Genomic DNA, 25,274 nt, shown 5'->3' with positions numbered 1-25,274 from the left:
AAACCTGACCATGGGCAGACAGAAGGGGCAAGCAGCGTGCCACTCGAGGGGCGACCCCTAAAAAGACCCGTCAAAACGAACTCCGGGGCCCTGCGGCCCCGGAGTCGTCTCGAAAGTCGGCCGCAACTAGCGGATGATCGTGACCTTGATGGCGGTCTGCCGGCTCCACACGGTGACGAGCTGCTGGCCCGGTCCGAGGGCGGCCAAGGCCGCCTTGCCCTGCGCCGTGACGACCGGCGGCATCTGGATGACTTCGCCGCTGTCGGGCGAGGGCTTGTCGGGCTCGCCGCCGGAGGCGTTGATCAGGAAGATCGTATTGGTCGCCTTGTCGATCTTCGTGGTCATGCCGTCCATTTCCCACAGGATGATCCGCTCCTGGGCGCCGGGAATGCCCACGAGACGCGCATTCTGCTTCTTCATCTCGGCGGCGCGGGCCACGCTCGCGGGCGTCTTCGGCGCGATCAGGAAGTCCATGTAGTCGTACCAGTGGACGTCGACGATCTGGCCGACCTTGAGCGACCCGAAGTTGGTGACGAGATCGGCGGCCTTCATCTTCACCCGGCCGAGATCTTCCCAGATGATGGTGAAGCTGCGCTGCTCCGGATGCATGCTGTGGATCGTGCCACGCTTGAAGTTCTGCAGGCTGTTCGGCACGACGAGATCGTCCTGCGCAGCGACCGAATGCGACAGGACGGGCAGAGCCGCCACCGTGAGCGCGGCGCCTCCCAACAGCTTCAAGGTCGAACGGCGATTGGCTTGGAACATGACAGCTCCCCCTCTTCAATGCAGATGATCAATCTCGACACGGGACGCACGATGAGCGAACGCACCCGCACCCACTCCGCGGCAAGGCACGGCGGGTATTGCCAACCCTACGTCCAACACGCGTGAATTTCCAGTAGGTCTGAGACGACCCCGGCGCCTTGCGCTGGATCAAGCTCCGGCGCATGGGCAAAGAGAACACAAGGGGATCAACGGCGGGATCAGCGGCCCGTTATGGAGACCAGCGGCAGGTCGAAACTGGCGCTCTCGCCCTTGATGTCGGGCGGCAGTGGCGCGTAGGGCGAGCCCGAGCGCACGCCGGCCAGGACGCCGCGATCGAATTCCGGCACGCCGCTCGAGCGGGCGATGCTGACGTTGAGCAGCCTGCCGTCGCGGGCGATGACGACGCGGACCACGGTGACGCCGCGGCTTACGTTGACGTTGGCGTTGTAGCGGTAGCCCTCGAGCTTGCGCGCGACCTGCCAGAGATAATTGTCGGCGACGCGGGCACGGCTGAAGGCGTCGGCGGGATTGACGAAGGGATGAGGCGATGGCTCCTCCTTCGACTCGGCGGCGGGTGGCCGCCGCTGCGGCGCCGGGGTGAGCGGCGAGGGTCGCAGGTCGGGGCGCGGTGCGGGCGGCGGCGGCGTGGGTGGTGCCAGCAGCGACTGCATGGTCGGCGCCGGAACCGGTGCCGGTTCGGGCAGCGCCGGCGTCTCGAACGGCCTCGGCAACGGCGGTGGAGGCAGGGACGGCTGGGGTGGCGCCAGCTGGGATTGCGGCAGACGCGCCGCGTCACGCGGCGACGGCAGCGGTGGCGGCGGCGTGGGCACCACCTTCGACAGCGGCTCGGCCGGCAGCGCCTGGGTCGGCCGGTCGGACGTGATGGCCGCCGGCGGTCGCAGGCCCAATTCGACGGGCGGCGCCGGAGGTGTCTTCTCCAGAGGCGGCGGCGGCTTCGGCGGCTCGAACGAGACTTCGATGACCTCGTCGGGCGGCAGCGGCCGGGGCTGGTAGATCGACAGGCCCCACAGCGCCAGCAGCACCAGCGCATGCAGCAGCACCGCCAGCGCCACCGCGACGGGCGACAGGCGGTCGGACCGCGAGGACAGGGTGCTGATGGCGTGGGCCATGACGGGAAAAGCTAGGATGGAACCTCATGCCGCGCCATCGTGGCGACCCTGCGGCAAAGACGGTGCCGAGACGTGCCGGGAGAAGACGGACAGCAGAAGAGCGGTCAGATGATCTTTCTGGCCTTCAGGTCCGCCACGTCGGCCGCACTGTAGCCAAGCTCGCCCAGCACGGTGGCGTTGTGCTCGCCAAGTTCGGGCGCGATGCCGGGTTTGGCCGGCGTCTCGGAGAATTGCCAGGGCGTGCCGTGCACCTTGAGCTTCCTGCCGAACTTCGGGTAGTCGACATGGGTGACGTAGCCGTTGGCCAGCACGTCGGGATCGTTCGAGGCTTCCAGGAGCGTGTTGATCGGCGCCGAGACGATGTCGGCGCCGCGCAGCTTCGCCACCCATTCATCGCGCGTGCCGGTGGCGAACAGCGCGTCGAGCAGCGCCAGGAGCTCGATGCGCTTTTCGTCGTTGTCGATGATGACGCCGAGATTCTCGAAGCCCGCCGCCTTGATGCGTTCGGCAAAGCCCAGGCCCGCCATGGCGTCGTGCCAGTTCTCCGGCCCGGTGAGCTGGAACACCAGGGGCTTGCCGTGGCGGTCGTTGAAGCTGGCACTGATGCCGGGACGCTGCGCCGTGCCGGTGATGCGCGCCTGGCCCGTCACTGGATTCTTGTCGCGCCACATCGTCGTGGTGAAGGTCCAGCCCATCAGCCGGATCACCGCACCGAGCAGCGACAGTTCGATCTTCTGGCCCTGGCCCGTGGTGCGCGCGTGGGTGAGTGCCGCAAGCGCGCCGCCAAAGGCCAGCATGGCGCAGCTCTCGTCGGCCACCGAGGCGATGCCGGTGCGCATCGGCAGGCCGGGATTGGAATAGGCCTCGGCGATGCCGCCCAGCGCCTGCGCCATCGAGTCGGTGCCCGGCAGATGTCCGTTCGGCCCCTTGGTGCCGTAGCCCGAGATCGACACATAGACGAGCCTGGGATTGATCTTGCGCAGTTCCTCGTAGCCGAAGCCGTTCTTTTCGGCAGCACCTGGCCGGAAGTTCTGGCCGAAGATGTCGGCTTTGGCGACCAGCTTGTGCAGGATGGCGCGGCCTTCCGGCGATTTTAGATTGAGCGTCACGCTCTTCACGCCGCGATTGTTGGTCTCGAAGAACGTCGAGGGCATGCCGGGCAACACGGTCATTTGGCGCGAGCCGTCGCCACCTTCCGGCACCTCGATCTTGATGACGTCGGCGCCGAGATCGGCCATCAGCATGTAAGGCACGGTACCGGCCTGCGCCGTCGAGCAGGAAACGACCTTTACGCCCTGCAGCGGGCCCCATGATGAAGAGCTGGGCGGTGCGGACATTGACGCTCTCTCCTATTCGAACAGATGACAGGCGACGAAGTGGCCGGGCGAGACCTCGCGCAGCGCCGGTTCCCGCTGCGAGCAGTGCGGCATGACATAGGGACAGCGCGTGTGGAAGCGGCAACCGGACGGTGGATCGAGCGGCGACGGCACCTCGCCCCTGAGTTCGATCTCCTCAGCCGCCTGCCCCGGCCATGCCACCAGAACGGCCGAGAACAGGGCCTTGGTATAGGGATGGCGAACGTCGTCGAACAGGGAGGCGGTCGGCGCCTGCTCGACGATCTTGCCGAGGTACATCACCACCGTGTGGTCGGCCATGTGGCGCACGGTGGCGAGGTCGTGAGCCACCAGCAGGTATGCCACGTCGTCCTGGGCCTGGATGTCCTTCAGGAGGTTCATCATCTGGGCCCGGATCGACACGTCGAGCGCCGAGACCGGCTCATCGAGCACGATCAGCTTGGGCCGCGAGGCGAGTGCTGCCGCAAGCGCCACGCGCTGGCGCTGGCCGCCGCTGAACTCGTGCGGATACTGCTGCGCCTGCTCGGGACGCAGGCCGACCTGAAGCAGGAGTTCGCGCACCCGCGCGTCGATCTGTGCCCGGTCGCCCCTCCCCCGATTCCTGGAGGCGTTGACGATCAGCGATTCGGCGATGGTGCGCCCCACCTTCATGCGCGGGTTGAGCGACGACCAGGGATCCTGGAACACCGCCTGGACCCTGGCGCGGTAGGCGCTGAGCGCCTCTCCCCGCAGGCCGTGGATCGGCTCGCCGTCGAGCAGGATCCGGCCCTCGGTCGGATCCTCGAGATTGAGGATCATGCGCGACGTCGTGGTCTTGCCGCATCCCGACTCGCCCACCAGGCCCAGTGTCTCACCGGCCCTTATGTCGAAGGATACGTCGTCCACCGCCTTGATGTGGCCGAGCGTCTTGGCGAACAGGATGCCCTTGGTGAGCGCGAAATGCTTGCGCAGCCCTTCGACGCGCAGAAGTGGCGCTGCATCCCGGGTATTGGCGCTCACGAGGGCATCACTTTCCAGCAATCCGCGGTGTGTTCCTCGCCGACCCGGACGGTGCCGGGATAGGCGTCGAGGCAGCGCTGCTCGACATGGGCGCAGCGCGAGGCGAAGCGGCAGCCCACCGGCAGGTCCATTAGCGACGGTGGCTGGCCCTCGATCGTGGCCAGCCGGCCGACAGAGCCCGTCATCTTGGGCACCGAGGCGATCAGCGCCCGGGTATAGGGATGCTGCGGCGCCTCGAAGATCCGCTGTACTGGACCACATTCGACGATGCGGCCGGCGTACATCACCGCCACACGGTCGCACATGCGCCCGACGACGCCGAAATCGTGGGTAATGAACAGGATCGCCATGCCGGTTTCGGCCTGCAGGCGTTTCAGCAGCTTCAGGTACTGCAACTGGATCGTGACATCGAGCGCGGTGGTGGGCTCGTCGGCGATCAGCACCCCGGGCTCGCCGCTGATGGCGATGGCGCCCACGACGCGCTGCTTCATGCCGCCGCTCATCTGGTGCGGATACTGGCCGATGCGCTGCTCGGGCGCGGCGATCTCGACGCGGCGCAGTGCCGCCACCGCCTCCTCCATCACCGGAACACCGGAGGCGCGCCGGCGGCGCACGATCGCCTCGCGCAGCTGGTCGCCGATCGTGAACACCGGATTGAGCGAGGTCTGCGGGTCCTGCAGCACCATCGAGATCCGCCGCCCGCGGATCTCGCGCATTTCCGCCGGCGTGCACTCCAGGATGTTCCGACCGCCCAGCCGCACCTCGCCCTTGATGGTGCGGGCGCCGCCCTTCGGCAGCAGCCGCATCAGCGACAGCGCCGTGAGGCTCTTGCCGCAGCCCGATTCGCCCACCAGGCCCAGCACTTCCCCGCGCCGGAGCGAGAAGCTCACGCCGTCGACTGCCTTCACCACGCCGCGGCGCAGGAAGAAGTGGGTGTGCAGGTCGCGGACCTCGAGAACGGTTTCGCCGCTCGTATCAGGCGTCATAGCTGGCGCAGCCTCGGATCGAGCCGGTCGCGCAGCCAGTCGCCGAACAGGTTGACCGAGAGCACCATCAGCGTGATGGCGATGCCGGGGATCAGCGCCACCCACCAGGCATCGGCGATGCGCCCCCGCCCCTCGGAGATCATCAGGCCCCAGGTCGGTGTCGGCGGCGGTATGCCGGCGCCGAGGAAGCTCAGCGTCGCCTCGGCGATGATCACGACACCGATGTTGAGCGTCACCAGGACCATGAAGGTGTTGAGCACGTTGGGCAGGATGTGGGTCAGCATGATGCGCGGGGCCGAGCAGCCGCGCACCCGCGCGAGGGCCACGAAGTCGCGCTGCCGGAGCGACAGCACCTCGCCCCTGATGACGCGCGCGAAGCTCGCCCACAGAAGCAGGCTGATGGCGGTCACCAGCGTGCCCAGGCCCTGGCCCATGGTGACGGCGAGCAGCAACGCGAACAGGATGGCTGGAAAGGTGAAGGCGGCGTCGACCAGGCGCATCAGCACGCTGTCGACCGCGCCGCCGACGTAACCCGCGACGATGCCGACAGCCAGGCCGACACCGCCGCCGGCGGTCAGCGCCAGCAGCGCCACCATCAGGCTGACCCGCGCGCCGTAGATGAGGCGGCTCAGGATGTCTCGACCGAAGGCGTCGGTGCCGAGGAAGTACTTGTCGCTGCCGCCCGCCATCCAGGCCGGCGGCAACAGCTTGTCGCGCAGCGTCTGGTCGATCGGCGAATAGGGCGCCAGCAGCGGTGCGAAAAGCGCCATGACGACGATCGCCGAGATGATGGCGATCGGTATCCAGGGCACGCGCGACGTACGCCGAAATCCCCCGGGAATCCTCGCCGGCCAGACAAGACGCCACAACGACAGCCGGGGCGCGACCGGGTCGGTGGAACTCGGACGTTCAACAACGGCCATGGTCAGGTGACCCGGATGCGCGGGTCGACATAGGCATAGAGAATGTCGACGCCGAGGTTGATCGAGAGGATCAGGATCGATTTCAGGATGATCACCGCCTGCAGCAGCGGAAAGTCGCGGTAGATCACGGCCTCGTAGGTGAGGCGCCCAATGCCGGGCCAGGCGAACACCGTCTCGGTCACGATGGCGCCGGTGATCAGGTTGCCGACGAACACACCCCACAGGGTGAGCACCGGGATCAGGGCATTGCGCAGGCAATGCTTCCAGATCACCACGGCCTCGCTCAGCCCCTTGATGCGCGCGAGCTTGACGAACTCGCTCTCCATCACTTCCAGCATGGCCGAGCGCGTGATGCGCATGAAACCGGCCACGAGGAACGTCGCCAGCGTGATGACCGGCAGGACATAGTGCGCCGGGCCGCCCATGCGTCCGGACGGCAGCCAGCCCAGCTCGACGCTGAAGACGAAGATCAGCAGGATGCCGAGCCAGAAACTCGGCATCGCGATGCCCAGCACCGCGACCGTCCCCGCCGCGCGGTCGAGGAAGCTGCCGCGGTGAAGCGCCGCCACCACGCCGAGCGGGATGCCGAGCAGCATGCCCAGCAGGATCGCCCAGGGAATGAGCACGAGCGTGTTGGGCAGGCGGTCGAAGAAGGCCTCGACCGCCGGCTGCTTCATGCGGATCGACATGCCGAGATCGCCGTGGATCGCCTTGCCGACGAAGATCGCGAACTGGTCGAGGACCGGACCGTCGAGGCCGAGCGTCTGGGTGAGCGCGGCGCGGTCCTCGGGTGTGGCGTCCTCGGGCAGCATCAGATCGACCGGATTGCCGGTCAGCCGGCCGAGGAAGAACACGATCGTCGCCACCATGCAGAGCAGGACCGCACCCTGCATCAGGCGGCGCGCGATGTAGCGTTTCATGGCGCGCCCGAACCCGCGCGCTCCGTCACTTCTTCCAGGGCTTCTGCTCCGGGCGCGGGATGCGCTCGAACACGTCGCCCAGCTCGTGACGGCCGGGGATCGGAGCGAACTGCCCGACCTTCTTGGTGTTGATCGCGTAGTAGCCCATGCCCTCGAGGATCGGAATCACCGTCCAGGTATTGGCCGTCACCTCGACCATGTGGTCGGTCAGCGCCGTGCGCTTGGCCCTGTCGAGTTCGGAGCCCAGGGCGCGGTAGGTCTTCTCGAACTCCTGGCACGCCTCCTGGCAGTTGCCCTTGTCGCCCAGCAGGCGCTGGATGCTGTCGGGCGAGAAAGCACCGTTGTAGCGCCAGGGCGCATCGGGCCGGCCGGCGGTGCGGTACATCGAGGCCCAGCCGGTGAGCGGCGCCTGGTCGCCGCGTTCGAGCGGCGCGAACGAGCCCCACTCGTAGTGCTTGAGCGTCACCTTGACGCCGACCTTGGTCCACATGTCGGCGATGGCGGTGCCGATATCGACCATGAACTGCGTGCCCGGCAACGCCGTGTTGGCGAACTTAAGCTCGAAACCGTTGGGATAGCCCTCCTCGGCCAGGATCTTCTTGGCCAGCGCCGGATCGTAGCGATAGGCCTCATCCGCCCATTTCTTCCAACGGTCGGCGCTGAAGAAGTCGGTGTAGCCGAAGGTGGCGAAGGGATACGGCATCCGTGCCTTGCCGTTCATGACGTGCTCGATCACCTGCTTGCGGTCGATCGCCAGCGACAGCGCCTGGCGCACCCGCACCTTGGCGATCGGCGAATCCTTCACTTCCGGCCGCCAGGTCCCCCAGAACTGGAAGATCGCCTGCATCGTGCCGGGCACCGACAGCACCTCCAACCCGGCGCGCGTGGCGCCGAGCATGGTTTCGGGCCCGATCGAGGCGATCGCCGCCTCGCCGGTGCGCACCATGGCCACGCGCGTGCTTTCCTCCGGCACCAGCAGCATGACCAGTTCCTTGAAGTGCGGGCGGCCACGCCAGTGCGGCGTGGTGACGGCGGTGAACTCGATGCGATCGCCCGGCACGTTGCGCACGAACTTCCAGGGGCCGCTGCCGACCGGCTTCTTGCGGAACTCCTCCTCGCCGACCTTTTCGATATAGGCCTTGGGCATGATGGCGCCCTCCGGTGCCACCGCGCGCGACAGCGAGGCCGGCAGGCCGATCTGGGGGCTGGTGGTCTGCACCTTCACCGTCAGGTCGCCCGCCACCTCGATGCTCTTGATCGTACGCCGCATGCTCGCCGCGGCGGATGCGAGCGAGCCCGGACCCATCTGGCGCTCGAGGCTGAACTTGACGTCGTGCGCCGTGAGCTTGTCGCCATTGTGGAAGGTCTGGCCGGGCCGGATATGGAAGGTCCACGTCAGGCCATCGGGCGAGAGTTCCCAGCGCTCGGCGACACCGGGACCGACGCCGCCCTTTTCGAGATCGAAGCCGACCAGCGAGTCGTACATGACGGCCTGGTAGACCGCGTTGCCCGGTCGCCCTTCGAGGATCGGATCGAGCGTCTGGGCACCCAGCGATTCGACGGCGAAGACGAGCGTGCCCTTCTGGTCCTGGGCGCGAACCGGCGCCGCGGCGGCGACTGCCAAGGCGACAACAAGAGCCGTCGTTCTCACGAGATGCCGGAACATGGAGACCTCCCTAAGGTCGACCGAGCGTTGTTGGTTCTTGGGACTCAACTAACCGCGCAGCGACTATCGGTTGCGTCTCGAAAACTTGTCAATAGCAGCTGGTTCCTCGTCCAACGCGAGTCGCGAGAAGGCGAAGCATCCAGAATGGATGCGATTGCGCGAAGTCCGCCTCCCGAATGTCGTATCCTGCCTGAGCAACCCCGCAGCTGCCGCCATTAGGAGGACGTCGCCATGTCCGATAAAATCGTCAGGATGCTGCCAGCCGCCAAGCGGAAGCGCAGTCCCAGCGGAGGTCTTTGCGAGCTTGCGAGCGCCGCCGCGCCGTTCGTCTATTTCGACCGCGCGCCAATCTTCGGGTTCAACGGCGCGGTCGCGAACATACCCTCGAAGCGGTGCGCTTTGCGGCACCGGTCGAAGGTCAGGCGGTCGTGGCCGACCGGGTGACCGTGGCACACCTGCGCATGACGCTGGATGCCCTGCGGTCTCTCGAGGCGGCGATCGAAGGCGTCGAACGCATGGCCGAGGCGGCACTGGCCCGCCCCAAGGATTAGCCGACCGTCAGCTCTGCTGGATGGCCGACAGGATCCACTCGCCGCCGCGGCTGCGCAGGAAGGTCCAGATCTCCGTCGCCTCGGTACGCACCGTGTCGCTGCCGGCGACGATCCTGCCATCGGCGAGCGAGCGGGTGACATCGATCATGCTGAAGCGCATGGCGACGGTGGCGTAGTCGATACCGGCCTCGCTCCAGGCCTCTGACAGGTCACCCTGCTCGAGCTTCACCGCCTCGACCTTGTTCTCGACACCCCGGCTTGCGTCGGCCGACAGCTCTTCCGAGAAGTAGCCCAGCATCTCCGGCGTCGCGAGGCCGCGCAGCTTCGCGAGATCGCCTTTGCTGTAGGCGGCCTGGACGTCGGCCAACAGGGTCTCGAAGGCGGTGTAGTCCTCGGTGGTGATGGCAAGCTGCGCCGACACGGTGCCTGCCAGAGCGGCCATACCGGCGCCGGCCCCGGGACCGGCACCGAGACCTTGGCGCGCCATCGGCGGCTCGGCCATCCGGGGCGTCGCGGCGGAATAGGCATGGGCGGGCTGGGCCTGGGCGCCGCTCCTGGCGCGCCACAGCCGGACGGCGAGGTAGGCGAGTCCGCCGATCAGCAGCAGCTGCACGAGCAGGCCCAGCATGCCGGCCGCGCCGCCGAGGCCGCCGGCAAAGCCACCACCGAACATCATGCCGATCAGGCCAGCGCCCAGCATCCCGCCCATCAGGCCGGAGAGGAACGGGTTGCGTGCCATGAAGCCGCCGGGCTGCGCCGCGGCCGAGGCCGGGGCAGCCGTCGCGGGCTTCTGCGCCGGCGTCGCGCTGCGTTCTATCGGCTTCGCGCTGGGCGCGGTCTGGGTCGGCGCGGGCGCCTGGCCGGTCTTGCCGCCGCGGCTGCCGGAACTCCCGCCCGCGCCAGCGCGGGCGTCAGCCGGGGACGATGCCAATGATGGCGCCACGATGATGAGGGCGGCGATGACCGCGAGCCAGCGAGTGGTCTTCATTTTTCGAGCATCCCTGTGCCGGGCCTGGCCAAGTCGGGCCAACGAGTGATATTTCGGGCCAACGGCCGCTATGTTAGGGCGAATGGCCCACCGTTCAAGGCGTCGGCGGCACTATTGTGTCTGCTCAGACCAGGACGGGTTCGGTGCCGACGATGGTCGTCCGGTGCATGACGCGGCGTTCGCCAGGGTCGTGCGGGGTGACGGCGTGAACGGTGCAGCGGTTGTCCCACATCAGCACGTCGTCGGGCTCCCAGACATGCCGGTACATGTATTGCGGCTGGGCCGCGAATTCCGACAGCTCCTCGATCAACTTGCGCGCCGCGGCCTCGGCGAGGCCCTCGACCGCATCGTTGTAGATCGAGCTGATGTAGAGCGACCTGGCGCCGGTGACGGGATGGCGCCGCACCATCGGGTGCCAGACGGGCGGCATCGCCGCCTGCTCCTCCGGCGTCGGCGGCGGCGATCCCACCAGCCGGTGCAGCATGCTGAAGTCGTGCCGTGCCCGGCGGCCTTCGACCTGGCGGCGCAGGCTGTCGGGCAGATCGTCGTAGACCCGGTACATGTTGATGAACTGGGTGATGCCGCCGGTCCGGCTGATTTCGATGCCGTGCAGCAGCGAGCCGACGCTGGGTGTCGGCCGGTAGCTCGAATCGGTGTGCCACATCCGCGACGAGGAGAGCTGCTTCTGCGACGGCGCCGAGGGCGCCATCAGGCGGTTCTGGTCATCGACATTCGAGACGAGGAAGATTTCCTTTACCCGGTCCGAGCGGAGATGAAGCGACGTCTGGTGGAAGATCTCGGGCTCGCCGAAATGGCGGGTGAAGGCCACGTGCTCCTGGTCTGTAATGCGCTGGTCGGGAAACACCAGGACCAGATGCTTCATCCAGGCATCGCCGATCGCCTGCACTGTCGCATCGTCTAGCGGCTCGCGCATGTCGACACCGCGGACTTCCGCACCGAGGGCGGGGTGACGAGCTGTGACGGTGATGGCCATGACGGTTGCCGATGGTAAACTTCCCCAAACATTGGACAAGGGGCAGGAACATGGATTTCACCGGCAAGGTTGCCTTGATCACCGGCGGCGGCAACGGCATCGGCCGGGCCGCCTCGATAGGCTTCGCGCGGCACGGCGCCAAGGTCGTGGTGGTCGACCGCGACGCGTCGGCAGCGGAGGCGACGGCGGGCATCATCCGCCAGAACGGCGGCGAGGCCGCAGCGGTCACCGCCGACGTCACCAAATCCGACGACGTCAAAGCCTACGTGAAGGCGGCGATCGACAAATTCGGGCGGATCGACTGCTTCTTCAACAACGCCGGCATCGAGGGGAAACTGGCACCGACGGCGGAATATGACGAGGCGATGTTCGATGCCGTGATCGGCGTCAATGTGAAGGGCGTGTTCCTGGGGCTGCGTCACGTCCTGCCGGAGATGATCCGCCAGGGCAGCGGCGCCGTGGTCAACACCGCCTCGGTCGCCGGCCTGGTCGGCTCGCCCGGCATGCCCGCCTATGTCGCATCCAAGCATGCCGTGATCGGCCTCACCAAAGTCGCCGCCGGCGATGTCGGGCGCCAGGGCATACGGGTGAACGCGGTGTGCCCCGGGCCGGTCGACACGCGCATGATCCATGCGCTGGAGAAGCAGATCGATCCCGCCAACCCCGACGCGGTCGGTGCACGCTACCAGGCGGCGCTGCCGAGCGGGCGCTACTCGACGGTGGAGGAAATCGCCAACATGGTGCTGTTCCTGTGCTCGGACCTCGCCGCCAACACGACCGGCGGCCAGTTCGTCGTCGATGGCGGGCGGACGGCGACGGGCGGGGCGGTGACCAACCAGATCACGCGCCCTTGACGCTGGCGGGAGGCCCGGCCCAAATAACGCATCCCTTCGCTGGAGAAACATCATGGCCACGACGCTCGAGCAACTCGGCACCGACATCCGCGCCGCCCTGAAGGCGGATGCCGGACCCGCCGGCAAACAGGCGATCTGCGCGATCGTCTCGAAGGTCCTGCGCGACGAGGCGTTCATCGCCAAGCATCTGACCGCCGAACAGTGCAAGCCGCGCAAGGTGCTCTACGAGGATCCCGAGCTGGGCTTCTGCATCTGCGGCCATGTCTACGAGAAGCCGGCGCACGGCGCGCCGCACGATCACGGCCCGAGCTGGGCGATCTATGGCCTGGCGGTCGGCGACACCGAGATGACCGACTGGCGCATCGTGAAGAAGGGCGACGGCGAGGCCCCTACCCTGGTGACGGCGGAGAAGTCCTACGTGATGCGGCCGGGCGATGCCCATTTCTACGACGTCGGCGTCGTCCACTCGCCCAAGCGCGACGGACTCACCAAGCTGGTGCGCATCGAGGGTTCCAACCTCGACCACATCAAGCGTTCCAACATCAAGGCCGCCGAGACGGAGACGCAGGCCGCCTGAAACGCCCGCGAAGGGCGGAAAGCGGACAGGATCGATGGCCAGGCTCACCCTGTCCGTCGCGGTCGGCGACTACGACCGCACCCGGCCGCTGATTGACGGAACGGTCCGGATCGACGGCGTCGATCCGATCGTCATGATGCTCAGCCCCGAAGAGATCTTCTTCCGCGCCTTTCGCGATGCACCCTTCGATATCTGCGAGCTCTCCCTCTCGAGCTTCGCCGTCAAGACCGCCGCGGGCGATTGCCCCTATGTCGGCGTCCCGGCCTTTCTGTCGCGCGCGTTCCGCCACACCTCGATCTATGTCGCCAAGGACCGGATCGCCCGGCCGCAGGACCTGAAAGGACGGCGGATCGGCGTTGCCGAATACCAGCTGACCGCCAATGTATGGGCGCGGGCCCTTCTCACCGATCACGGCGTGCTGCCATCCGACGTGATCTGGGTCCGCGGCGGCCTCGAGGAGCCCGGACGCCTCGAGAAGGTGGCCGTGGCCCTGCCGCCGGCCGTTCGGCTCGAAAGCGCGCCCGAGGGCATGACGCTCTCGCGCCTGCTCGCCGACAGCGGGATCGACGGCGTGATCTCGCCGCGCGCACCCTCGGCATTCGAAAACGATCCCAATGTCGGATGGCTGTTCGACAACCCGGTCGCAGCGGCCAAGGACTACTACAAGCGAACCCGGATCTTCCCGATCATGCATCTGGTGGGAGTGCGGCGCGAGCTCGCCGAACGCCACCCCTGGCTGCCGGCGGCCGCCCTGAAAGCCTTCACCGCGGCGAAGGCCGCCGCACTCAGGCATTTGGGCGACACAGCGGCAACGAAGGCGACGCTGCCGTTCGTCGAGGAGCAGTTGCGTGACGCGCGCCAGCTGATGGGGACGGATTTCTGGTCCTATGGTCTCGCCGCCAATCGGCACGTGCTCGATGCCTTTCTCGGCCACCACCACGACCAGGGCCTGTCGTCGCGCCTGCTGCGTGCCGAGGAGTTGTTCCACGCTTCGACGCACGAGACGGTCAAGGTCTGACGCCGGGGCCGCTCGTGGTTTCTGGACAGGCAGGCCGGACGGGACCAACAGTCCCGTCCGGCTCGTCGGATCAGACTGCGCGGATGAGGCCGAGCTGCGTAAGCGCCGTCACACCGTCGTCGAGGCCGATCTCCTCGGCAACGCGGCCGTTCTCGACACGGAGCACAGTGGTTCCCGTGAAACGCATCTTGCGGCCCGACCCCGCCGGCAGCGCGCCTACGAGAAAGTCGTCGAAGGCAGGGCCGGTGTGCGTGCCGCCGCCGATCCAGCGGCCGACGACATGATCGCCCTCGGCGATGAGATCGGCGGCACCGCCGAAGCTCAGATCGGGAAAGGCCGCGCGGAAGCCGGTCATGAAATTCCGCACATCGTCATGGCCGCGACGCGGCGCATGCAGCGAATATTGCAGAAACATGTCGGGCGCCGCGAGTTCCTCGATCACCTTGGGATTCCAGGGATTGCCCCAGAACTCCGCGAACCATCGTCCGACGATTTGCTTGTTTTCCTGTTCCCTGGACATGACGAACTCCTTCGCATCGTTGTTGCCGTCGACGGCGGTGTAGGCCACGAAGGTTGCGGGGAATATCCGCCTGCGGCCCCGAATTTGAGTAGACTGGCGCCGCAGACGAACCTGACGCGTGATGGGAGAACGTCATGAGCGATGTCGCCGAACTTCCTCCTCCCGGTGTTGTGCTCGTCGAGGACAACGAGGCCGGGCCGTTCGCCGAGACCGTGCGCAGCGGCGCGCACGTGCTGCCGGCCGACGAGCCGGCCGCGAATGGCGGCAACGACACGGGCCCCGACCCCTACGGCTATCTGCTCGCGGCACTGGGCGCTTGCACGGCGATGACGCTGCGCATGTACGCGCGTCAGAAGAAGTGGCCACTGCAGAAGGTCAGGGTGGTGCTGAAGCACGACAAAATCTACGCGACCGACTGTGCGGCCTGCGAGACCAAGGAAGGCAAGGTCGACCGGATCGAACGGTGGATCGAGCTCGACGGCCCGCTCGGCGACGAACAGAAAAAGCGACTTCTGGAGATCGCCGATCGTTGCCCGGTGCACCGCACCCTGACCTCGGAGATCGTGATCACGACGCGGCTCGAAGGCGCGAACTGACGCCCGGGTGCCCTACTCCAGCACCTTGGGCGGCTTGTAGAGCGGGAAGCCGTTGAATGGCTTCGACCGGTCGTGGTCGGGCACCTCGTAGAAGCTCGACTTGCCATAATTGTGCAGGCCACCGTCGACGCGAAGCGAGATGCCGGTCACATAGGCCGCGGCATCGCTCAGCAGATAGACGATGGCGCCGGCGATCTCCGATTCGGTGCCGTGGCGCTTCATCGGGATGCGGCCCTTGACGTTGCGCAGCACGTCGTGCGCGCGCTCCGGGTAGCGATCCAGGCCCGAGGAGGCGATGAAGCCCGGGATGACGGAATTGATTCGCACGCCCGCATGCGCCCATTCGACAGAGGCGGTGTAGGTGAAGTTGGTCTGGCCGGCGCGCGCCGCGCCGTTGTGGCCCATGCCGGGATTGCCGAGCTCGAAGTCGGCGCCGACGTTCACGATGGCGCCACCGTTCTTCTCCATCCAGCCAAGATAGACGGCCTTGGACACCAGGAAAGTGGCGGTCATGTTGTTGGCGACGACGGCATTCCAGCCATTGAGCGAGATATCCTTGAGCTGGGCAGGAAATTGCCCACCGGCGTTGTTCACCAGCCCGTCGATGCGACCACCCCAGGCCAGCACGCCCGCGATCGCGGCTTTCACCTGGGCCTCGTCACGCAGATCGGCCGAGAAGGTGAAGGTGTCGGGATCGCCGAGCTCTTCCTTCACCTGGTCGAGTTTCTCCTGGGTGCGCCCGATCAGCGCCAGACGTGCGCCGAGCGATCTCAGTTCGTGCGCCGTGCAGCGGCCAAGCCCCGAGCCGCCGCCGGTGACGATGATGGTCTGGCCGGCGAACAGATTGGGGCGAAAGATGGAATTGTAGGGCATTTGACGTGCTAGACGCCCGGTTCGTCGCGCACGGTGCGGCGGCCAAGGTAGCGCTGCAGCAGGCGCATGAGGGCGAAGCCAGCCTGCAGGGTGATGCCGAAAAAAAGGATGCCGACGGCGAACAGGACGAGCTTGTCACCGAGCGAGGGAAGCAGCACGGCCTCGCGCAGGATCACCGCAATGCCCTCGGTAACGCCGATCGCGGCGCCGGCGCTGGACGACATCACCAGCACGAAGAAGGCGCGCGTGATGTTGGGCAGGAATTGCAGCGCGCCCAGCGGCGAGCCGGCGCGCAACTGCTTCAGCGCCTCGGCGCCGTTATCGGCCACGTAGGACGCCGAATAGGGCACCAGCGACAGCGCCACCGTCATGATGCCGGAGGGCGCAACGCCCACGCCAAAGAGAGCGGCGTCCCTCGGGATGATGTTCAGCAGGAAGAACATGACGACGAAGGTGGGTGCCGCGCGCATCAGGCCGATCAGCGACGTGGCAACGGCGCCCAGGGCGCCGCCACTCAGCCGCATCAGGCCCAGCAATGCCCCCAGCGCCAGACCGACCACCAATGCGATGGCCGCGATCTCGAAATTGACCACCATGCCCGCGAGGAGATCGGGGAAGAAGTCGGCGGAGAACTGCTTGCCGATCATGTCACGGCCTGCCGGCGCTCGAGCCAAAACCTCAACTTGCCGCAGAACCAGACGACGATCACAACCACGACAACGTAAAAGATGAGGAGCAGCGAATAGGTCGTGGCGCGACCGCTGGCAAAGGAGGTGATGTCGGTGAGCGCGCTCAGGAGCTCGGGGGCGCCAATGAAGCTCGCGATCGGCGTACCCTTGGCGGCGTTGATGAGAAACGACACGATCTGCGTCGCCGAGCGGCTGACGGCGCGGCCGAGCAATTCCCGGGTCGGAATCCCCCCCGCCCCCTGCACGCTGCCGCGCTCGGCCCGCAGCGTGTGCATCGCCTCGGCGATGGCCTGGCCGGCATTGCTGCCGTTCATCAGGCCGAGCGCCACAATGGCGGCGCCGATCGCCACGGCCGAGGAATAAGGAAAGAGCGCATGCGCGACGGCGGCGGCGATGACGAGCGTCAACACGACTGGCGAGGACTGCAGCGTGACGGTGATCGCCCGCGCCGGCCAGCGCAGCAGGATCGAACGCGAACTCTGCACGGCACCCAGCACCAGGGCGAACAGCAGCGTGGCCGCGAGCGCACCCGCGACCAGGATGAGCGAGTTCACGATGCCGTCCTTGAACAGCGACCAGGCTGGCATCGTCTTCAGCATCGGCAGCGAAAGCTCGATGCCGGTCACTGTCTTGGTCCATTTCTCGAAGGCCACGACGCGGCCCACGAAGGGCGTCGGCTCGAGATCGGCATTGAGCGCGGGCAGAACGCAGGCGGGATTTTCGCTGCCAGTCTCTGTATTGCACTCGGGTCGCTTCCAGACCGCCTGCTGGCGTTCGAGAAAGCCCAGGCTGACGCGGTTGGCCCGGGCGATCTCGAGGAAAACGCCGTCGCGATGGAAGATCTGGCTCATCAGGTCGAGCGCCCGCGCGAGACGCTCGCTGCTGGCAATGCGGGCCACGGCCATGCCCCAAGGCACCTGGGCGAAACCGAACTTCCTTTCGAAGCGTGCCGCGAAATCCGACTCGATGAAGTAGTAGTCGAAGAAAGAGTCGTCCTGAGCGGCTAGCGCGCAGGTCTCGTCCCGGAGCTGGCCGGGCAGCACGCCCGCCTCGTCGAACAGCATCAGGCGGGCATTGTGCGAGACGATCTGGGCGTTCGAGCCGTTGCCGATGGTGACGCAGACGGTGCGACCGGCGATGTCCGGCCAATCCTTCACGGCGAGCGCACGGGGGCCGACCATGATCGTCTCTGACTGGTAGTAGTGCGGGCGGATGAAGCGAACCTGACCGTCGCGCTGCGTGTTGTGCCCCATGGTCGCGAGGATGACGTCGATGCGGTCCTCGGCGAGCAACGGGATGCGGCTGGCGGCATTGACGCGGACGAAGACGGGCTCGACGCCCAGCCGCTTGGCCAGCGCGCGCGCCACGTCGACGTCGTAGCCGCTGCGGACCTCGCCTTCGCGCGTACCAAACAGCGGATAGTATTCGCGAACGCCGGGGCGGATGCGGCTCTCGCAGAAGATGCGAACGAGCCGGTCGAGATTGGCCGCCGTGCAGGCGGCAGGCGCCGCGGCATCGGCGCGCGCGTCCTCGATCAGCTTGGCGAGCGCGGCATCGGGCGTCTCAGCCGCGGCCGGCAGCGCCGCAAACGCAGCCGCAATGGCGAAAAGCAGGGCTCGCCACGCCCGCATGTCAGCCCGTGACTCCGGCAGCGATTTCAACGATGTGGAGTTCGCCGAAAGTATAGGGCCCGTAGCGATGGATGGTCCGCCCATCCTCGGCACGCAGGACGTCCGGGGTCATGCGGGCGATCTTTTCGGGCGAGATATAGACCAGGGTCGTGAGCGCGATCCTGATCGAAAGCCCGCTTCGCATCAAAAGCTCGCGCGACCGCGCGAGGTCGTCGAAGGCGTTGTGGGTGATGACGGCCCGGCCGCCAGGGGCGAGGTGCTTGGCAAGGCCCACGAGGAAGGGATCGAGCAGGCGGCGTCCATCGGCGCCGCCGGCGCTCCAGGTCGGCAAGCGACCGGCAAACTCGACCGGCTCCATCGGGAAATGCGGAAGATTGGCGACGATCAGGTCGAAGCGGCGGCCGGCAACGGGCTGCCACATGTCGCCCCGGTGCAATTCGAGAGTGGCGCCGTGGCCGAGTTCGTGCAGCAACCGCGTGCTGGCCGCGACGGCATCCTGCTCGATGTCGACACCACAAAGCGAGGCCGCGCCCATTGCGCCCAGCGCCGCGAGCACGACGCCGCTGCCACAGCCGATCTCGAGCACGCGGGCGCCGAGGATGCCGGCTGCCTCGGCACGCAGGGCGTGGATGAGCGCCGAAGTGTATTCGCTGGGACGCAGCGCCGGTACCACCGTGGGGACGGTTGGAGGCGTGGCTGAGCTAGAGTCGAGCAAGGGGGCCTCTCCGCACGCCGTCGGTACTTGCCACGGCCGCGAGCCGCCTCGCCATTTCGGAGGCGACCGGATCGCCGGGATACTCGGCGAGGATCGCGCGGTAACGATCGAGGGCCAGCGCGTTGTCCTGGGCCACGAGCGCCTCGTAGGCGGTGCGCGTCAGCTTGCACAGCCTGACCGTCGCCGCGTCGGGCTCGAACTCGGAGCCCAGCCCGTAGCCGCCCATCACCTCATAGATCGGAATCATCGCCCGGCGGCCCTTGACGGCGACATCGTCGATCGGCCGGACGCATAGCCGGTCACCAGCCTCCTTGAAGACGGAATGGCTGATGCAGATGCGTGTGCCGTATTCCTTGTTGATGCCCTCGAGGCGCGCCGCGACGTTCACGCCATCGCCCATCACCGTGTAGCTCATCCGCTCCTTGGAGCCGATGTTGCCCACCAGGACGGCGTCGCTGTGGATGCCGATGCGGATGTTGAGCGGCTTCAGCCCGTCTGCCTGCCACTGCGCATTGAGCCCCTCCATGCCGCGCCGGATGCGAAGCGCGGCAAAGCAGGCGCGCGCGGCATGATCGTCGAGCAGCGCCGGCGCGCCCCAGAAGGCCATGACGCCGTCGCCGATGAACTTGTCGATGGTGCCCGCTTCCTCGTTCACGGCCTTGGTGACGACCGCCAGGTAAGCCGAGACGCGCAGCAGCAGCTCCTGCGACGGCACCTCCTCGGACAGCGAGGAGAAGGCCTCGAGGTCCGAGAAGAAGATGGTCAGGAACCGGCTGTGCCCACCCAGCTCCAGCTTCTGGTCCGATTCGAGAAGCTGCTTGACCAGGCCCACCGGCACGAAGGCGGCAAACGACTTCACCGCGGCATCGAGCGTGTCGATCGCGCGCGACAGGACGGCAACCTCGCGGATCGGCGATTCCAGCGGCGGCAGGCTCTCGCCTTCGAGATCCTGGATGCGGATCACTTTGTGGGCGAGCTTCTCGAGCGGCGCCGAGATCACGCTCGACAGGAAGTAGATGATGCAGACCTGGAGCACGATCGCGACCACCCCGAAAAGGAAGAGGCGCTTGTTGTGTTCCTGGAAGGCCTCGGTGAAGTCATCGAGCGGCGTCACGACGAAGAGCTGCCACCTCTTGCCGAAGTCGGCCGGCAGGGTCGTCAGGCTTGCCACGTAGTCCTTGCCGGCGTGGGTGAACGAGAACAGCTTCTCGCTGTCGCGCGGCCGGGCGCTGAAGGCGATCGCCGGCAGGTCGTTGCCGAGCGACGTGATGTGCTGCAGTTCCACACGGCCGTTGTAGTTGGTGTAGGTCTTGATGCGCTCGGAATTGGCAATCACCCGGCCCTGATGGTCGAGGATGTAGCTCAGCGTGCCGGGGCTGATCTTGCGCTCGACGAGATACTCGGACAGTCCGTCGAGAGTGATGTCGGCGGCCGCGACGCCCAGCATCTTGCCGTCATGGAAAATCGGTGCGGCGACCGTGAAGCCGATCAGGCCGAGGGCGGCAAAGACGTCCGGATCGGTAATGACCGGCGTGCCGGCCTGCTGGGTCATCCGGTACCACAGGCGGGCGCGCGGGTCGTAGGCCGTGACCTGCTCGGACTTGCCGACTTCCTTTCGCTGGGCATCGAGGAAGAGGTAGTGGTCGATCGGCGCCGTCCCGCGCGGCACCGCGTCGATCCAGCGATCGGCGTATCGCGCATCGGGTGGCGGCAGCCTGCCCTGGACCTCGACCGTGGGTTCGATCTGGCGCGCCTGCCGGAACGAGCCGTCGGCAAGGCCGACGTACATGCTGACGATCTTGTCGCTGTGCTGGATGATGCTGAAGAGGTACCGGAGCGAGCGGTTGTCGGAATAGAAGTCGGGCTGGTCGGCGCCGACGGCGGCGGCGCTCCGCACCAGCGACTTGATGGGGTCGAAATCATTCTGGATGTTGGCGATGGCGTCGGTGCGAAAGCGCTCGACGAGCTGGTCGGCATTCGAGCGCGCGATCTTCTCGTTCGAGAAGTAGGTGACGGCGACGATCGCGAAGAAAACCGGCACCGTCAGCAGCACGAACAACGTCAGAATGCTCGGTCGCAGGCGCAGGTTTTTCACGAGGTTGTTTTTCATGCGCCGGCTGTTGAGGAAGGTCGAGTACTATAGGTGAAAGAGGATTCAGCGTCCACGCAGACAGCGAGCCGGTTCAGGGCGGCGGACGCCTCAAATGCCAGTCGCTCAACTGCTGATAGGCGTGCCCGGCGGCAAGAATGCCTGCCTCGTCGAAGGCGCGGCCGACGATCTGGAAGCCGGCCGGGACACCATCGCGGGTCATGCCGCCCGGCAAAGTGAGCGTCGGATGACCACTCAGGTCGAAGGGTGCCGTGTAGCGCAGGCGCGCCGCCACGCTGTCGGGATCGCGTCCCGCCTTTTGGATCGCCTCGATCGACCATGCCGCCGTGCCCATCACCGGCACCAGCAGGAGATCGACCGACGACATCAGGCTGTTGAGCTCGCCGGCGAGTGCCGCGCGTCGCAACTGCAGCTTCGCGAGATCGGTGGCGGAGAGCTTGCGGCCCGTGTCGAGCAGTCCGGCGAGCACTGGGCCATATTCCTTCGCACGGGCGGGATAGGTCGCCTCGTGGGCGACGGCAGCCTCGACGGCGCAGAGCGGCACCCAGTCGTAGCCGGCCTGGTCGAACGACGCCGGCAGCTTCACGTCGACGACACTGGCGCCCGCCTGTTTCAGGGCCTCGGCTGCGCCGTCGAGCGCGCGTTGGGCATCGCCATCGATTCCGTGCAGGTTGGTCGGCACACCGATGCGGCGACCACGCACGCCGCCACCGATCGACCCGGCATAGTCGGGCACCGGCAGGCTCACTGACGTCGGATCGTCGGCATCGGGGCCTGCGATCACGCCCAGGACGAGGGCGGCGTCGAGGGCGCTTCGTGTCATCGGCCCGATATGGTCGAGCGATTCGGCGAGTGCAAAAACGCCGGCGCGGCTCACTCGGCCCCAGGTCGGCTTCAGGCCGGTGAGACCATTCATGGTCGAGGGAAACCGGATCGAACCCCCGGTATCGGATCCGAGCGAAGCGAAGCAAAGCCCCGCGGCGGTGGCCGCCCCCGAGCCCGACGACGACGAGCCGGTCCAGTAGGCCGCGTTCCACGGATTGAGCGGCGCGGGAATGTCGGGATGGTGGGCACCGTAGGCGCCTTCGGTCATCTGCAGCTTGCCCAGGATCACCGCGCCGGCCGCCTTGAGGCGCGCCACCACCGTCGCGTCCTTGGCCGGCACGTTCTTGCGATGGATCGGCATGCCGGCGGCCGTGGCGACACCGGCGGTGTTGCAAAGATCCTTCACGGCGATCGGCACGCCATGCAGCACCCCGCGCGACGTGCCGGCGGCGGTCTCGGCATCGAGGCGTGCGGCGTCGGCCAGCGCGCGCTCCGTCGTCAGCGTGGCGTAGGCCTTGAGCTTGGGGTCGAGCTTTTCGATGCGACCGAGGATCGACCTGGTCGCCTCGACCGAGGAAAGCTTGCGCTCCTTCAGGCGCCGCGCGACCTCGTCGAGCGACAGATAATGAAAATCTTCCGGCATGCCCGTTCCCTTACAGCGTCCTGTCCATGATCTGGATATGTTCGCCGCGATAGTCGCGCCGCTCGAGCGGTCGCCAGCCGAGGCCTGCGTAGAGATCGGGCGCGGTGGAGGTGAAAAGATAGAGCCGCGAGTAGCCCAGCCGACGCGCGGCGTCCTCGACGGTGCGCACCAGGGCCGACGCGATGCCCTTCTTGCGATGCTCCGACGGCACGAAGACGCTCGCCAGCCAGGGATTGCGCGGGTCGCCCTCGAGATCGTCGAAAATGAGCGAGGCGGTGCCGACGATGCCGCCGGCCCCAGCGCCGGAGTCATCGAGGGCGACGAAGGCAACCGGCACACGATCGAGGTTCATCTTGCCCTCGATCCGGATGACGCGTTGCTTCAGCGTCTCCCCGGGATTGAGATGGCCCCACTCGGCGAAACCCCAGGCCGCGACCTGGGCGGCGAGATCGGGGCGCTCGACGAGAGGAGCGATGGTCACCGTCACATCGTTGCCCCGATCTTCCACGGCTCGAATTCGTCGTCGCCGATGCCCAGCACCTCCGACTTCGTCTTTTGCCCTGACGCGGTGGCGAGGATCAGCTCGAAGATGCGCCGGCCGTTCTCCTGGATCGTCTCCTCGCCGTCGACGATCGTGCCGCAGTTGATGTCCATGTCGTCGGTCATGCGCCGGTAGAGCGAGGTGTTGGTCGCGAGCTTGAGCGACGGCGTGGGTTTGCAGCCGAACACGCTGCCGCGGCCTGTGGTGAAACACAGCACGTTGGCGCCGCCCGCCACCTGGCCGGTCGCCGAGACCGGGTCGTAGCCCGGCGAGTCCATATAGACGAAGCCCTTGGCCGTGATCGGCTCGGCGTACTTATAGACATCGACCAGGTTGGTGGTGCCGCCCTTGGCGACCGCGCCCAGCGACTTCTCGAGGATGGTGGTGAGGCCGCCTGCCTTGTTGCCGGGCGAGGGATTGTTGTTCATCTCGCCGCCCGTCCTGGCGCAGTGGTCCTCCCACCACTTGATGCGCTCGACGATCTTCTCGCCGACCTCGCGGCTCACCGCACGCCGCGTCAGCAGATGCTCGGCACCGTAGATCTCGGGCGTCTCCGACAGCACCGCCGAGCCGCCGTTGCGCACCAGCAGGTCGACCGCCGCGCCCAGCGCCGGATTGGCCGAGATGCCGGAGTAACCGTCCGAGCCGCCGCATTGCAGCGCCAGGATCAGCTCGCTGGCCGGGATCGCCTCACGCTTCACGTTATTCGCCTCGGGCAGCAGCTCCTTCAGGAAACCCACGGCGCGCATCACCGTCTTGCTGACGCCGCCTTCGTCCTGGATCGCCATCGGGATCAGCTTCGGGCCTTCCTTGAGACCCTCGGCGTTCATCAGGCCGGAAATCTGGTTGGTCTCGCAGCCCAGCCCCAGCACGACGACGGCCGCCATGTTGGGATGGCGCGTGTAACCCGCCAGGGTGCGGCGCAGCACATCCATCTCGAGGCCTGAAGCTGCCATGCCGCAGCCGCCGCCATGGGTCAGCGGCACCACACCGTCGATGTTGGGGAATTGGGCGAGCAAGGGCTCGATGTGACGCGCGATCATGCGGCTCGTAGCGGCCGAGCAATTAACGGTGGTGACGATGCCGAGGTAGTTGCGTGTGGCGGCGCGGCCATCGGTGCGGCGGTAGCCCCGGAAAGTCGCCGGCGGCACGAGGTAGTCGGTCGGGTGCGCGTCGGCGCAGAAGGCGTAGTCGCGCTCGAAGTCGCCCATGACGCAGTTGTGGGTGTGGATGTGGGCGCCCGGCGCCATGTCCTCGGTGGCGAAGCCGATGATCTGGTTGTACTTGCGCAGCGCCTCGCCCTTCTTGACCGCGCGGGTCAGGATCTTGTGGCCGGGCGGCACGCGCGTGGCGGCCGCCACCTCGCCCTCGACCCTGGTGCCGGGAAGGATATCCATGCGCGCCACGATGACGTTGTCGCCGGGATGCAGGCGGATGGTGAGCGGTGCGGTCATGATGATCTCCTACGCCGCACGCCTGGCGCGGATGTTGTCGACAGCGGCAAAAAGTTTCACGCACTCGGCCTCGGACAGCGAGCGCAGCGGCGCGCGCATGCGCGACCAGGCCACCGGATCGTTGCGCCGGTGACCGACCAGCGCCTTGCAGGCAGCGGTGAAGGCGAAGGGCACGAGCTCGGCGATGATTTCGGCGATGCGTGGCTCCTCGATGCCGGCGACCGGCGCTTGCATCAGGTCGGGCGCGATGTTGGCGAGACCGCAGATCGTGCCCGAGGCGCCGAGCTTCATCGCCCTGGCGAGGAGCCGCTCGTCGCCGATCAGGATGTGCAGGTCGGCGTGGTGCTCGAGCAGCGCCTGGCTGTTGGCCCAGTCGCCCGACGAATCCTTCACGCCGGTGACCTGCCTGGGAAAGGCCTTCTTGAGCCGGTCGATCAACGCGACCGAGAGCCCGACCGAGGTCACCTGCGGGATGTGATAGAGGATGACGTTGCTGGCCTTGGGCCCGAGCCCCGTCAGCACCGCGGCGAACCAGTCGAACAGCCCCTCGTCGCCCGCTCCCTTGAAATAGAACGGCGGCGCCAGCAGGAAGCTGGGACACCCCAGCATCAACCCCGCGCGGCCCTGGGCGATCGCGTCCTCGACCGAAGAGGCGGCAATGCCGACCACGAGCTGCGTCGCGGGATCGATGCCCGCCCCGACAAGAGCCCCCAGCGCGCGCTGGCGTTCGTTGAGCCCGAGCGAGGCGCCCTCGCCCGTGGTACCGAACACGGTGAGGCTCGCACAGCCGTCGGCCAGCGACTGGCGGCCGTGCGCCACGAGGCGCGGCAGGTCGATCAGCCACTCACCGGTGAAGGGTGTGGCGAGGGCGACCGAGAGGCCGAAGCGGCGGCTGCGAAGCGGCACGATTGACTTTCCTTCCCGTTATTTCTTGGCCCGGATGATAGCGGC

The 25,274-nt window shown here is 67.1% G+C and carries 25 protein-coding genes; 5 read left to right on the top strand and 20 right to left on the bottom strand.

Going from position 1 to position 25,274, the window contains the following annotated elements; all coding sequences use genetic code 11:
- Window positions 1–126: 126 nt before the first annotated feature.
- From EPO55_RS10235 to EPO55_RS10200, 8 genes are all read right to left on the bottom strand, one after another.
- Window positions 127–765: a hypothetical protein gene (locus tag EPO55_RS10235; protein ID WP_296336627.1), complete on the bottom strand. Its 639-nt coding sequence runs from the start codon at window positions 763–765 to the stop codon at window positions 127–129.
- Between the two features lie 218 nt (window positions 766–983).
- Window positions 984–1,895 (bottom strand): energy transducer TonB, encoded by a 912-nt coding sequence (locus EPO55_RS10230; protein WP_296336626.1) that lies wholly within the window; start codon window positions 1,893–1,895, stop codon window positions 984–986.
- 104 nt (window positions 1,896–1,999) lie between these two features.
- Window positions 2,000–3,232, bottom strand: a complete 1,233-nt coding sequence (locus tag EPO55_RS10225; RefSeq protein ID WP_296336624.1) for a CaiB/BaiF CoA-transferase family protein — start codon at window positions 3,230–3,232, stop codon at window positions 2,000–2,002.
- 12 nt (window positions 3,233–3,244) lie between these two features.
- Window positions 3,245–4,249, bottom strand: coding sequence for an oligopeptide/dipeptide ABC transporter ATP-binding protein (locus EPO55_RS10220; protein ID WP_296336623.1), 1,005 nt, complete (start codon window positions 4,247–4,249; stop codon window positions 3,245–3,247).
- On the bottom strand, window positions 4,246–5,235 hold the full coding sequence (locus tag EPO55_RS10215; protein WP_296336622.1) for an ABC transporter ATP-binding protein: 990 nt from the start codon (window positions 5,233–5,235) through the stop codon (window positions 4,246–4,248). Before EPO55_RS10215 ends, EPO55_RS10220 begins: the two co-directional genes overlap by 4 nt.
- The gene (locus EPO55_RS10210) at window positions 5,232–6,047 is read right to left on the bottom strand and encodes an ABC transporter permease (protein ID WP_296336621.1); all 816 of its coding nucleotides are present in this window, start codon (window positions 6,045–6,047) and stop codon (window positions 5,232–5,234) included. Before EPO55_RS10210 ends, EPO55_RS10215 begins: the two co-directional genes overlap by 4 nt.
- Window positions 6,048–6,160: 113 nt before the next feature.
- Window positions 6,161–7,078, bottom strand: a complete 918-nt coding sequence (locus EPO55_RS10205) for an ABC transporter permease (RefSeq protein WP_296336620.1) — start codon at window positions 7,076–7,078, stop codon at window positions 6,161–6,163.
- Window positions 7,079–7,103: 25 nt separating this feature from the next.
- Entirely contained in the window at window positions 7,104–8,744 is a 1,641-nt protein-coding gene (locus EPO55_RS10200; protein WP_296336619.1) for an ABC transporter substrate-binding protein, read from the bottom strand.
- 392 nt (window positions 8,745–9,136) lie between these two features.
- On the opposite strand from EPO55_RS10200, the gene EPO55_RS10195 reads away from it, so the two are divergent.
- Window positions 9,137–9,295 carry a hypothetical protein gene (locus EPO55_RS10195; protein ID WP_296336618.1) on the top strand — a complete coding sequence of 53 codons (159 nt, stop codon included), beginning with the start codon at window positions 9,137–9,139 and terminating at the stop codon, window positions 9,293–9,295.
- A 7-nt stretch (window positions 9,296–9,302) separates the two neighbouring features.
- On the opposite strand, the gene EPO55_RS10190 is transcribed toward EPO55_RS10195, so the two are convergent.
- Window positions 9,303–10,283, bottom strand: coding sequence for a Tim44 domain-containing protein (locus EPO55_RS10190; protein WP_296336617.1), 981 nt, complete (start codon window positions 10,281–10,283; stop codon window positions 9,303–9,305).
- A 124-nt stretch (window positions 10,284–10,407) separates the two neighbouring features.
- The gene (locus EPO55_RS10185; RefSeq protein WP_296336616.1) at window positions 10,408–11,277 is read right to left on the bottom strand and encodes a TauD/TfdA family dioxygenase; all 870 of its coding nucleotides are present in this window, start codon (window positions 11,275–11,277) and stop codon (window positions 10,408–10,410) included.
- A 50-nt stretch (window positions 11,278–11,327) separates the two neighbouring features.
- Between EPO55_RS10185 and EPO55_RS10180 the strand changes: the two genes are divergently transcribed.
- Genes EPO55_RS10180 through EPO55_RS10170 form a run of 3 tightly spaced genes read left to right on the top strand, consistent with a single transcriptional unit; the run spans window position 11,328 to window position 13,726 of the window.
- The gene (locus EPO55_RS10180) at window positions 11,328–12,131 is read left to right on the top strand and encodes a glucose 1-dehydrogenase (protein ID WP_296336615.1); all 804 of its coding nucleotides are present in this window, start codon (window positions 11,328–11,330) and stop codon (window positions 12,129–12,131) included.
- 52 nt (window positions 12,132–12,183) lie between these two features.
- Window positions 12,184–12,708, top strand: coding sequence for a hypothetical protein (locus EPO55_RS10175; protein ID WP_296336614.1), 525 nt, complete (start codon window positions 12,184–12,186; stop codon window positions 12,706–12,708).
- A 34-nt stretch (window positions 12,709–12,742) separates the two neighbouring features.
- Entirely contained in the window at window positions 12,743–13,726 is a 984-nt protein-coding gene (locus EPO55_RS10170; RefSeq protein ID WP_296336613.1) for an ABC transporter substrate-binding protein, read from the top strand.
- Between the two features lie 70 nt (window positions 13,727–13,796).
- On the opposite strand, the gene EPO55_RS10165 is transcribed toward EPO55_RS10170, so the two are convergent.
- Entirely contained in the window at window positions 13,797–14,246 is a 450-nt protein-coding gene (locus EPO55_RS10165; protein ID WP_296336729.1) for an ester cyclase, read from the bottom strand.
- Between the two features lie 134 nt (window positions 14,247–14,380).
- Here EPO55_RS10165 and EPO55_RS10160 point away from each other — a divergent pair, with 134 nt between their 5' ends.
- On the top strand, window positions 14,381–14,842 hold the full coding sequence (locus EPO55_RS10160) for an OsmC family protein (protein WP_296336612.1): 462 nt from the start codon (window positions 14,381–14,383) through the stop codon (window positions 14,840–14,842).
- Window positions 14,843–14,854: 12 nt separating this feature from the next.
- Here EPO55_RS10160 and EPO55_RS10155 read toward each other — a convergent pair whose 3' ends face one another.
- The 9 genes from EPO55_RS10155 to EPO55_RS10115 form a co-directional block, all read right to left on the bottom strand.
- A complete protein-coding gene (locus EPO55_RS10155; protein WP_296336611.1) occupies window positions 14,855–15,715 on the bottom strand; it encodes an SDR family oxidoreductase in 861 nt (286 codons plus the stop codon).
- Window positions 15,716–15,723: 8 nt separating this feature from the next.
- Entirely contained in the window at window positions 15,724–16,362 is a 639-nt protein-coding gene (locus EPO55_RS10150; RefSeq protein ID WP_296336609.1) for a hypothetical protein, read from the bottom strand.
- On the bottom strand, window positions 16,359–18,035 hold the full coding sequence (locus tag EPO55_RS10145) for a transporter substrate-binding domain-containing protein (protein ID WP_296336608.1): 1,677 nt from the start codon (window positions 18,033–18,035) through the stop codon (window positions 16,359–16,361). The genes EPO55_RS10150 and EPO55_RS10145 overlap by 4 nt, the downstream gene beginning before the upstream one ends.
- A 1-nt stretch (window position 18,036) precedes the next feature.
- Window positions 18,037–18,750 carry a methyltransferase domain-containing protein gene (locus tag EPO55_RS10140; RefSeq protein ID WP_296336606.1) on the bottom strand — a complete coding sequence of 238 codons (714 nt, stop codon included), beginning with the start codon at window positions 18,748–18,750 and terminating at the stop codon, window positions 18,037–18,039.
- Window positions 18,737–20,860: an adenylate/guanylate cyclase domain-containing protein gene (locus EPO55_RS10135; protein WP_296336604.1), complete on the bottom strand. Its 2,124-nt coding sequence runs from the start codon at window positions 20,858–20,860 to the stop codon at window positions 18,737–18,739. The genes EPO55_RS10140 and EPO55_RS10135 overlap by 14 nt, the downstream gene beginning before the upstream one ends.
- A 73-nt stretch (window positions 20,861–20,933) precedes the next feature.
- The gene (locus EPO55_RS10130; protein ID WP_296336602.1) at window positions 20,934–22,328 is read right to left on the bottom strand and encodes an amidase; all 1,395 of its coding nucleotides are present in this window, start codon (window positions 22,326–22,328) and stop codon (window positions 20,934–20,936) included.
- A 10-nt stretch (window positions 22,329–22,338) separates the two neighbouring features.
- Complete coding sequence (locus EPO55_RS10125; RefSeq protein ID WP_296336601.1) at window positions 22,339–22,809, bottom strand: GNAT family N-acetyltransferase; 471 nt, start codon at window positions 22,807–22,809, stop codon at window positions 22,339–22,341.
- Window positions 22,810–22,811: 2 nt separating this feature from the next.
- Window positions 22,812–24,323: an altronate dehydratase family protein gene (locus EPO55_RS10120; protein ID WP_296336600.1), complete on the bottom strand. Its 1,512-nt coding sequence runs from the start codon at window positions 24,321–24,323 to the stop codon at window positions 22,812–22,814.
- A 9-nt stretch (window positions 24,324–24,332) separates the two neighbouring features.
- Window positions 24,333–25,229, bottom strand: coding sequence for a dihydrodipicolinate synthase family protein (locus tag EPO55_RS10115; protein WP_296336599.1), 897 nt, complete (start codon window positions 25,227–25,229; stop codon window positions 24,333–24,335).
- Window positions 25,230–25,274: the final 45 nt, after the last annotated feature.

The sequence above is a fragment of the Reyranella sp. genome, from assembly GCF_004296935.1.
GTDB lineage: Bacteria > Pseudomonadota > Alphaproteobacteria > Reyranellales > Reyranellaceae > Reyranella.
Note: the sequence above shows the minus strand (reverse complement) of the source record. Positions and strands in the feature narration are given on the sequence as shown.

Coding starts and splice junctions, on each gene's coding strand:
- EPO55_RS10155 (WP_296336611.1), bottom strand. CDS start 15,715: ATGCCCTACAATTCCATCTTTCGCCCCAATCTGTTCGCCGGCCAGACC.
- EPO55_RS10215 (WP_296336622.1), bottom strand. CDS start 5,235: ATGACGCCTGATACGAGCGGCGAAACCGTTCTCGAGGTCCGCGACCTG.
- EPO55_RS10130 (WP_296336602.1), bottom strand. CDS start 22,328: ATGCCGGAAGATTTTCATTATCTGTCGCTCGACGAGGTCGCGCGGCGC.
- EPO55_RS10200 (WP_296336619.1), bottom strand. CDS start 8,744: ATGTTCCGGCATCTCGTGAGAACGACGGCTCTTGTTGTCGCCTTGGCA.
- EPO55_RS10180 (WP_296336615.1), top strand. CDS start 11,328: ATGGATTTCACCGGCAAGGTTGCCTTGATCACCGGCGGCGGCAACGGC.
- EPO55_RS10175 (WP_296336614.1), top strand. CDS start 12,184: ATGGCCACGACGCTCGAGCAACTCGGCACCGACATCCGCGCCGCCCTG.
- EPO55_RS10235 (WP_296336627.1), bottom strand. CDS start 765: ATGTTCCAAGCCAATCGCCGTTCGACCTTGAAGCTGTTGGGAGGCGCC.
- EPO55_RS10150 (WP_296336609.1), bottom strand. CDS start 16,362: ATGATCGGCAAGCAGTTCTCCGCCGACTTCTTCCCCGATCTCCTCGCG.
- EPO55_RS10225 (WP_296336624.1), bottom strand. CDS start 3,232: ATGTCCGCACCGCCCAGCTCTTCATCATGGGGCCCGCTGCAGGGCGTA.
- EPO55_RS10185 (WP_296336616.1), bottom strand. CDS start 11,277: ATGGCCATCACCGTCACAGCTCGTCACCCCGCCCTCGGTGCGGAAGTC.
- EPO55_RS10170 (WP_296336613.1), top strand. CDS start 12,743: ATGGCCAGGCTCACCCTGTCCGTCGCGGTCGGCGACTACGACCGCACC.
- EPO55_RS10230 (WP_296336626.1), bottom strand. CDS start 1,895: ATGGCCCACGCCATCAGCACCCTGTCCTCGCGGTCCGACCGCCTGTCG.
- EPO55_RS10165 (WP_296336729.1), bottom strand. CDS start 14,246: ATGTCCAGGGAACAGGAAAACAAGCAAATCGTCGGACGATGGTTCGCG.
- EPO55_RS10190 (WP_296336617.1), bottom strand. CDS start 10,283: ATGAAGACCACTCGCTGGCTCGCGGTCATCGCCGCCCTCATCATCGTG.
- EPO55_RS10160 (WP_296336612.1), top strand. CDS start 14,381: ATGAGCGATGTCGCCGAACTTCCTCCTCCCGGTGTTGTGCTCGTCGAG.
- EPO55_RS10205 (WP_296336620.1), bottom strand. CDS start 7,078: ATGAAACGCTACATCGCGCGCCGCCTGATGCAGGGTGCGGTCCTGCTC.
- EPO55_RS10120 (WP_296336600.1), bottom strand. CDS start 24,323: ATGACCGCACCGCTCACCATCCGCCTGCATCCCGGCGACAACGTCATC.
- EPO55_RS10145 (WP_296336608.1), bottom strand. CDS start 18,035: ATGCGGGCGTGGCGAGCCCTGCTTTTCGCCATTGCGGCTGCGTTTGCG.
- EPO55_RS10135 (WP_296336604.1), bottom strand. CDS start 20,860: ATGAAAAACAACCTCGTGAAAAACCTGCGCCTGCGACCGAGCATTCTG.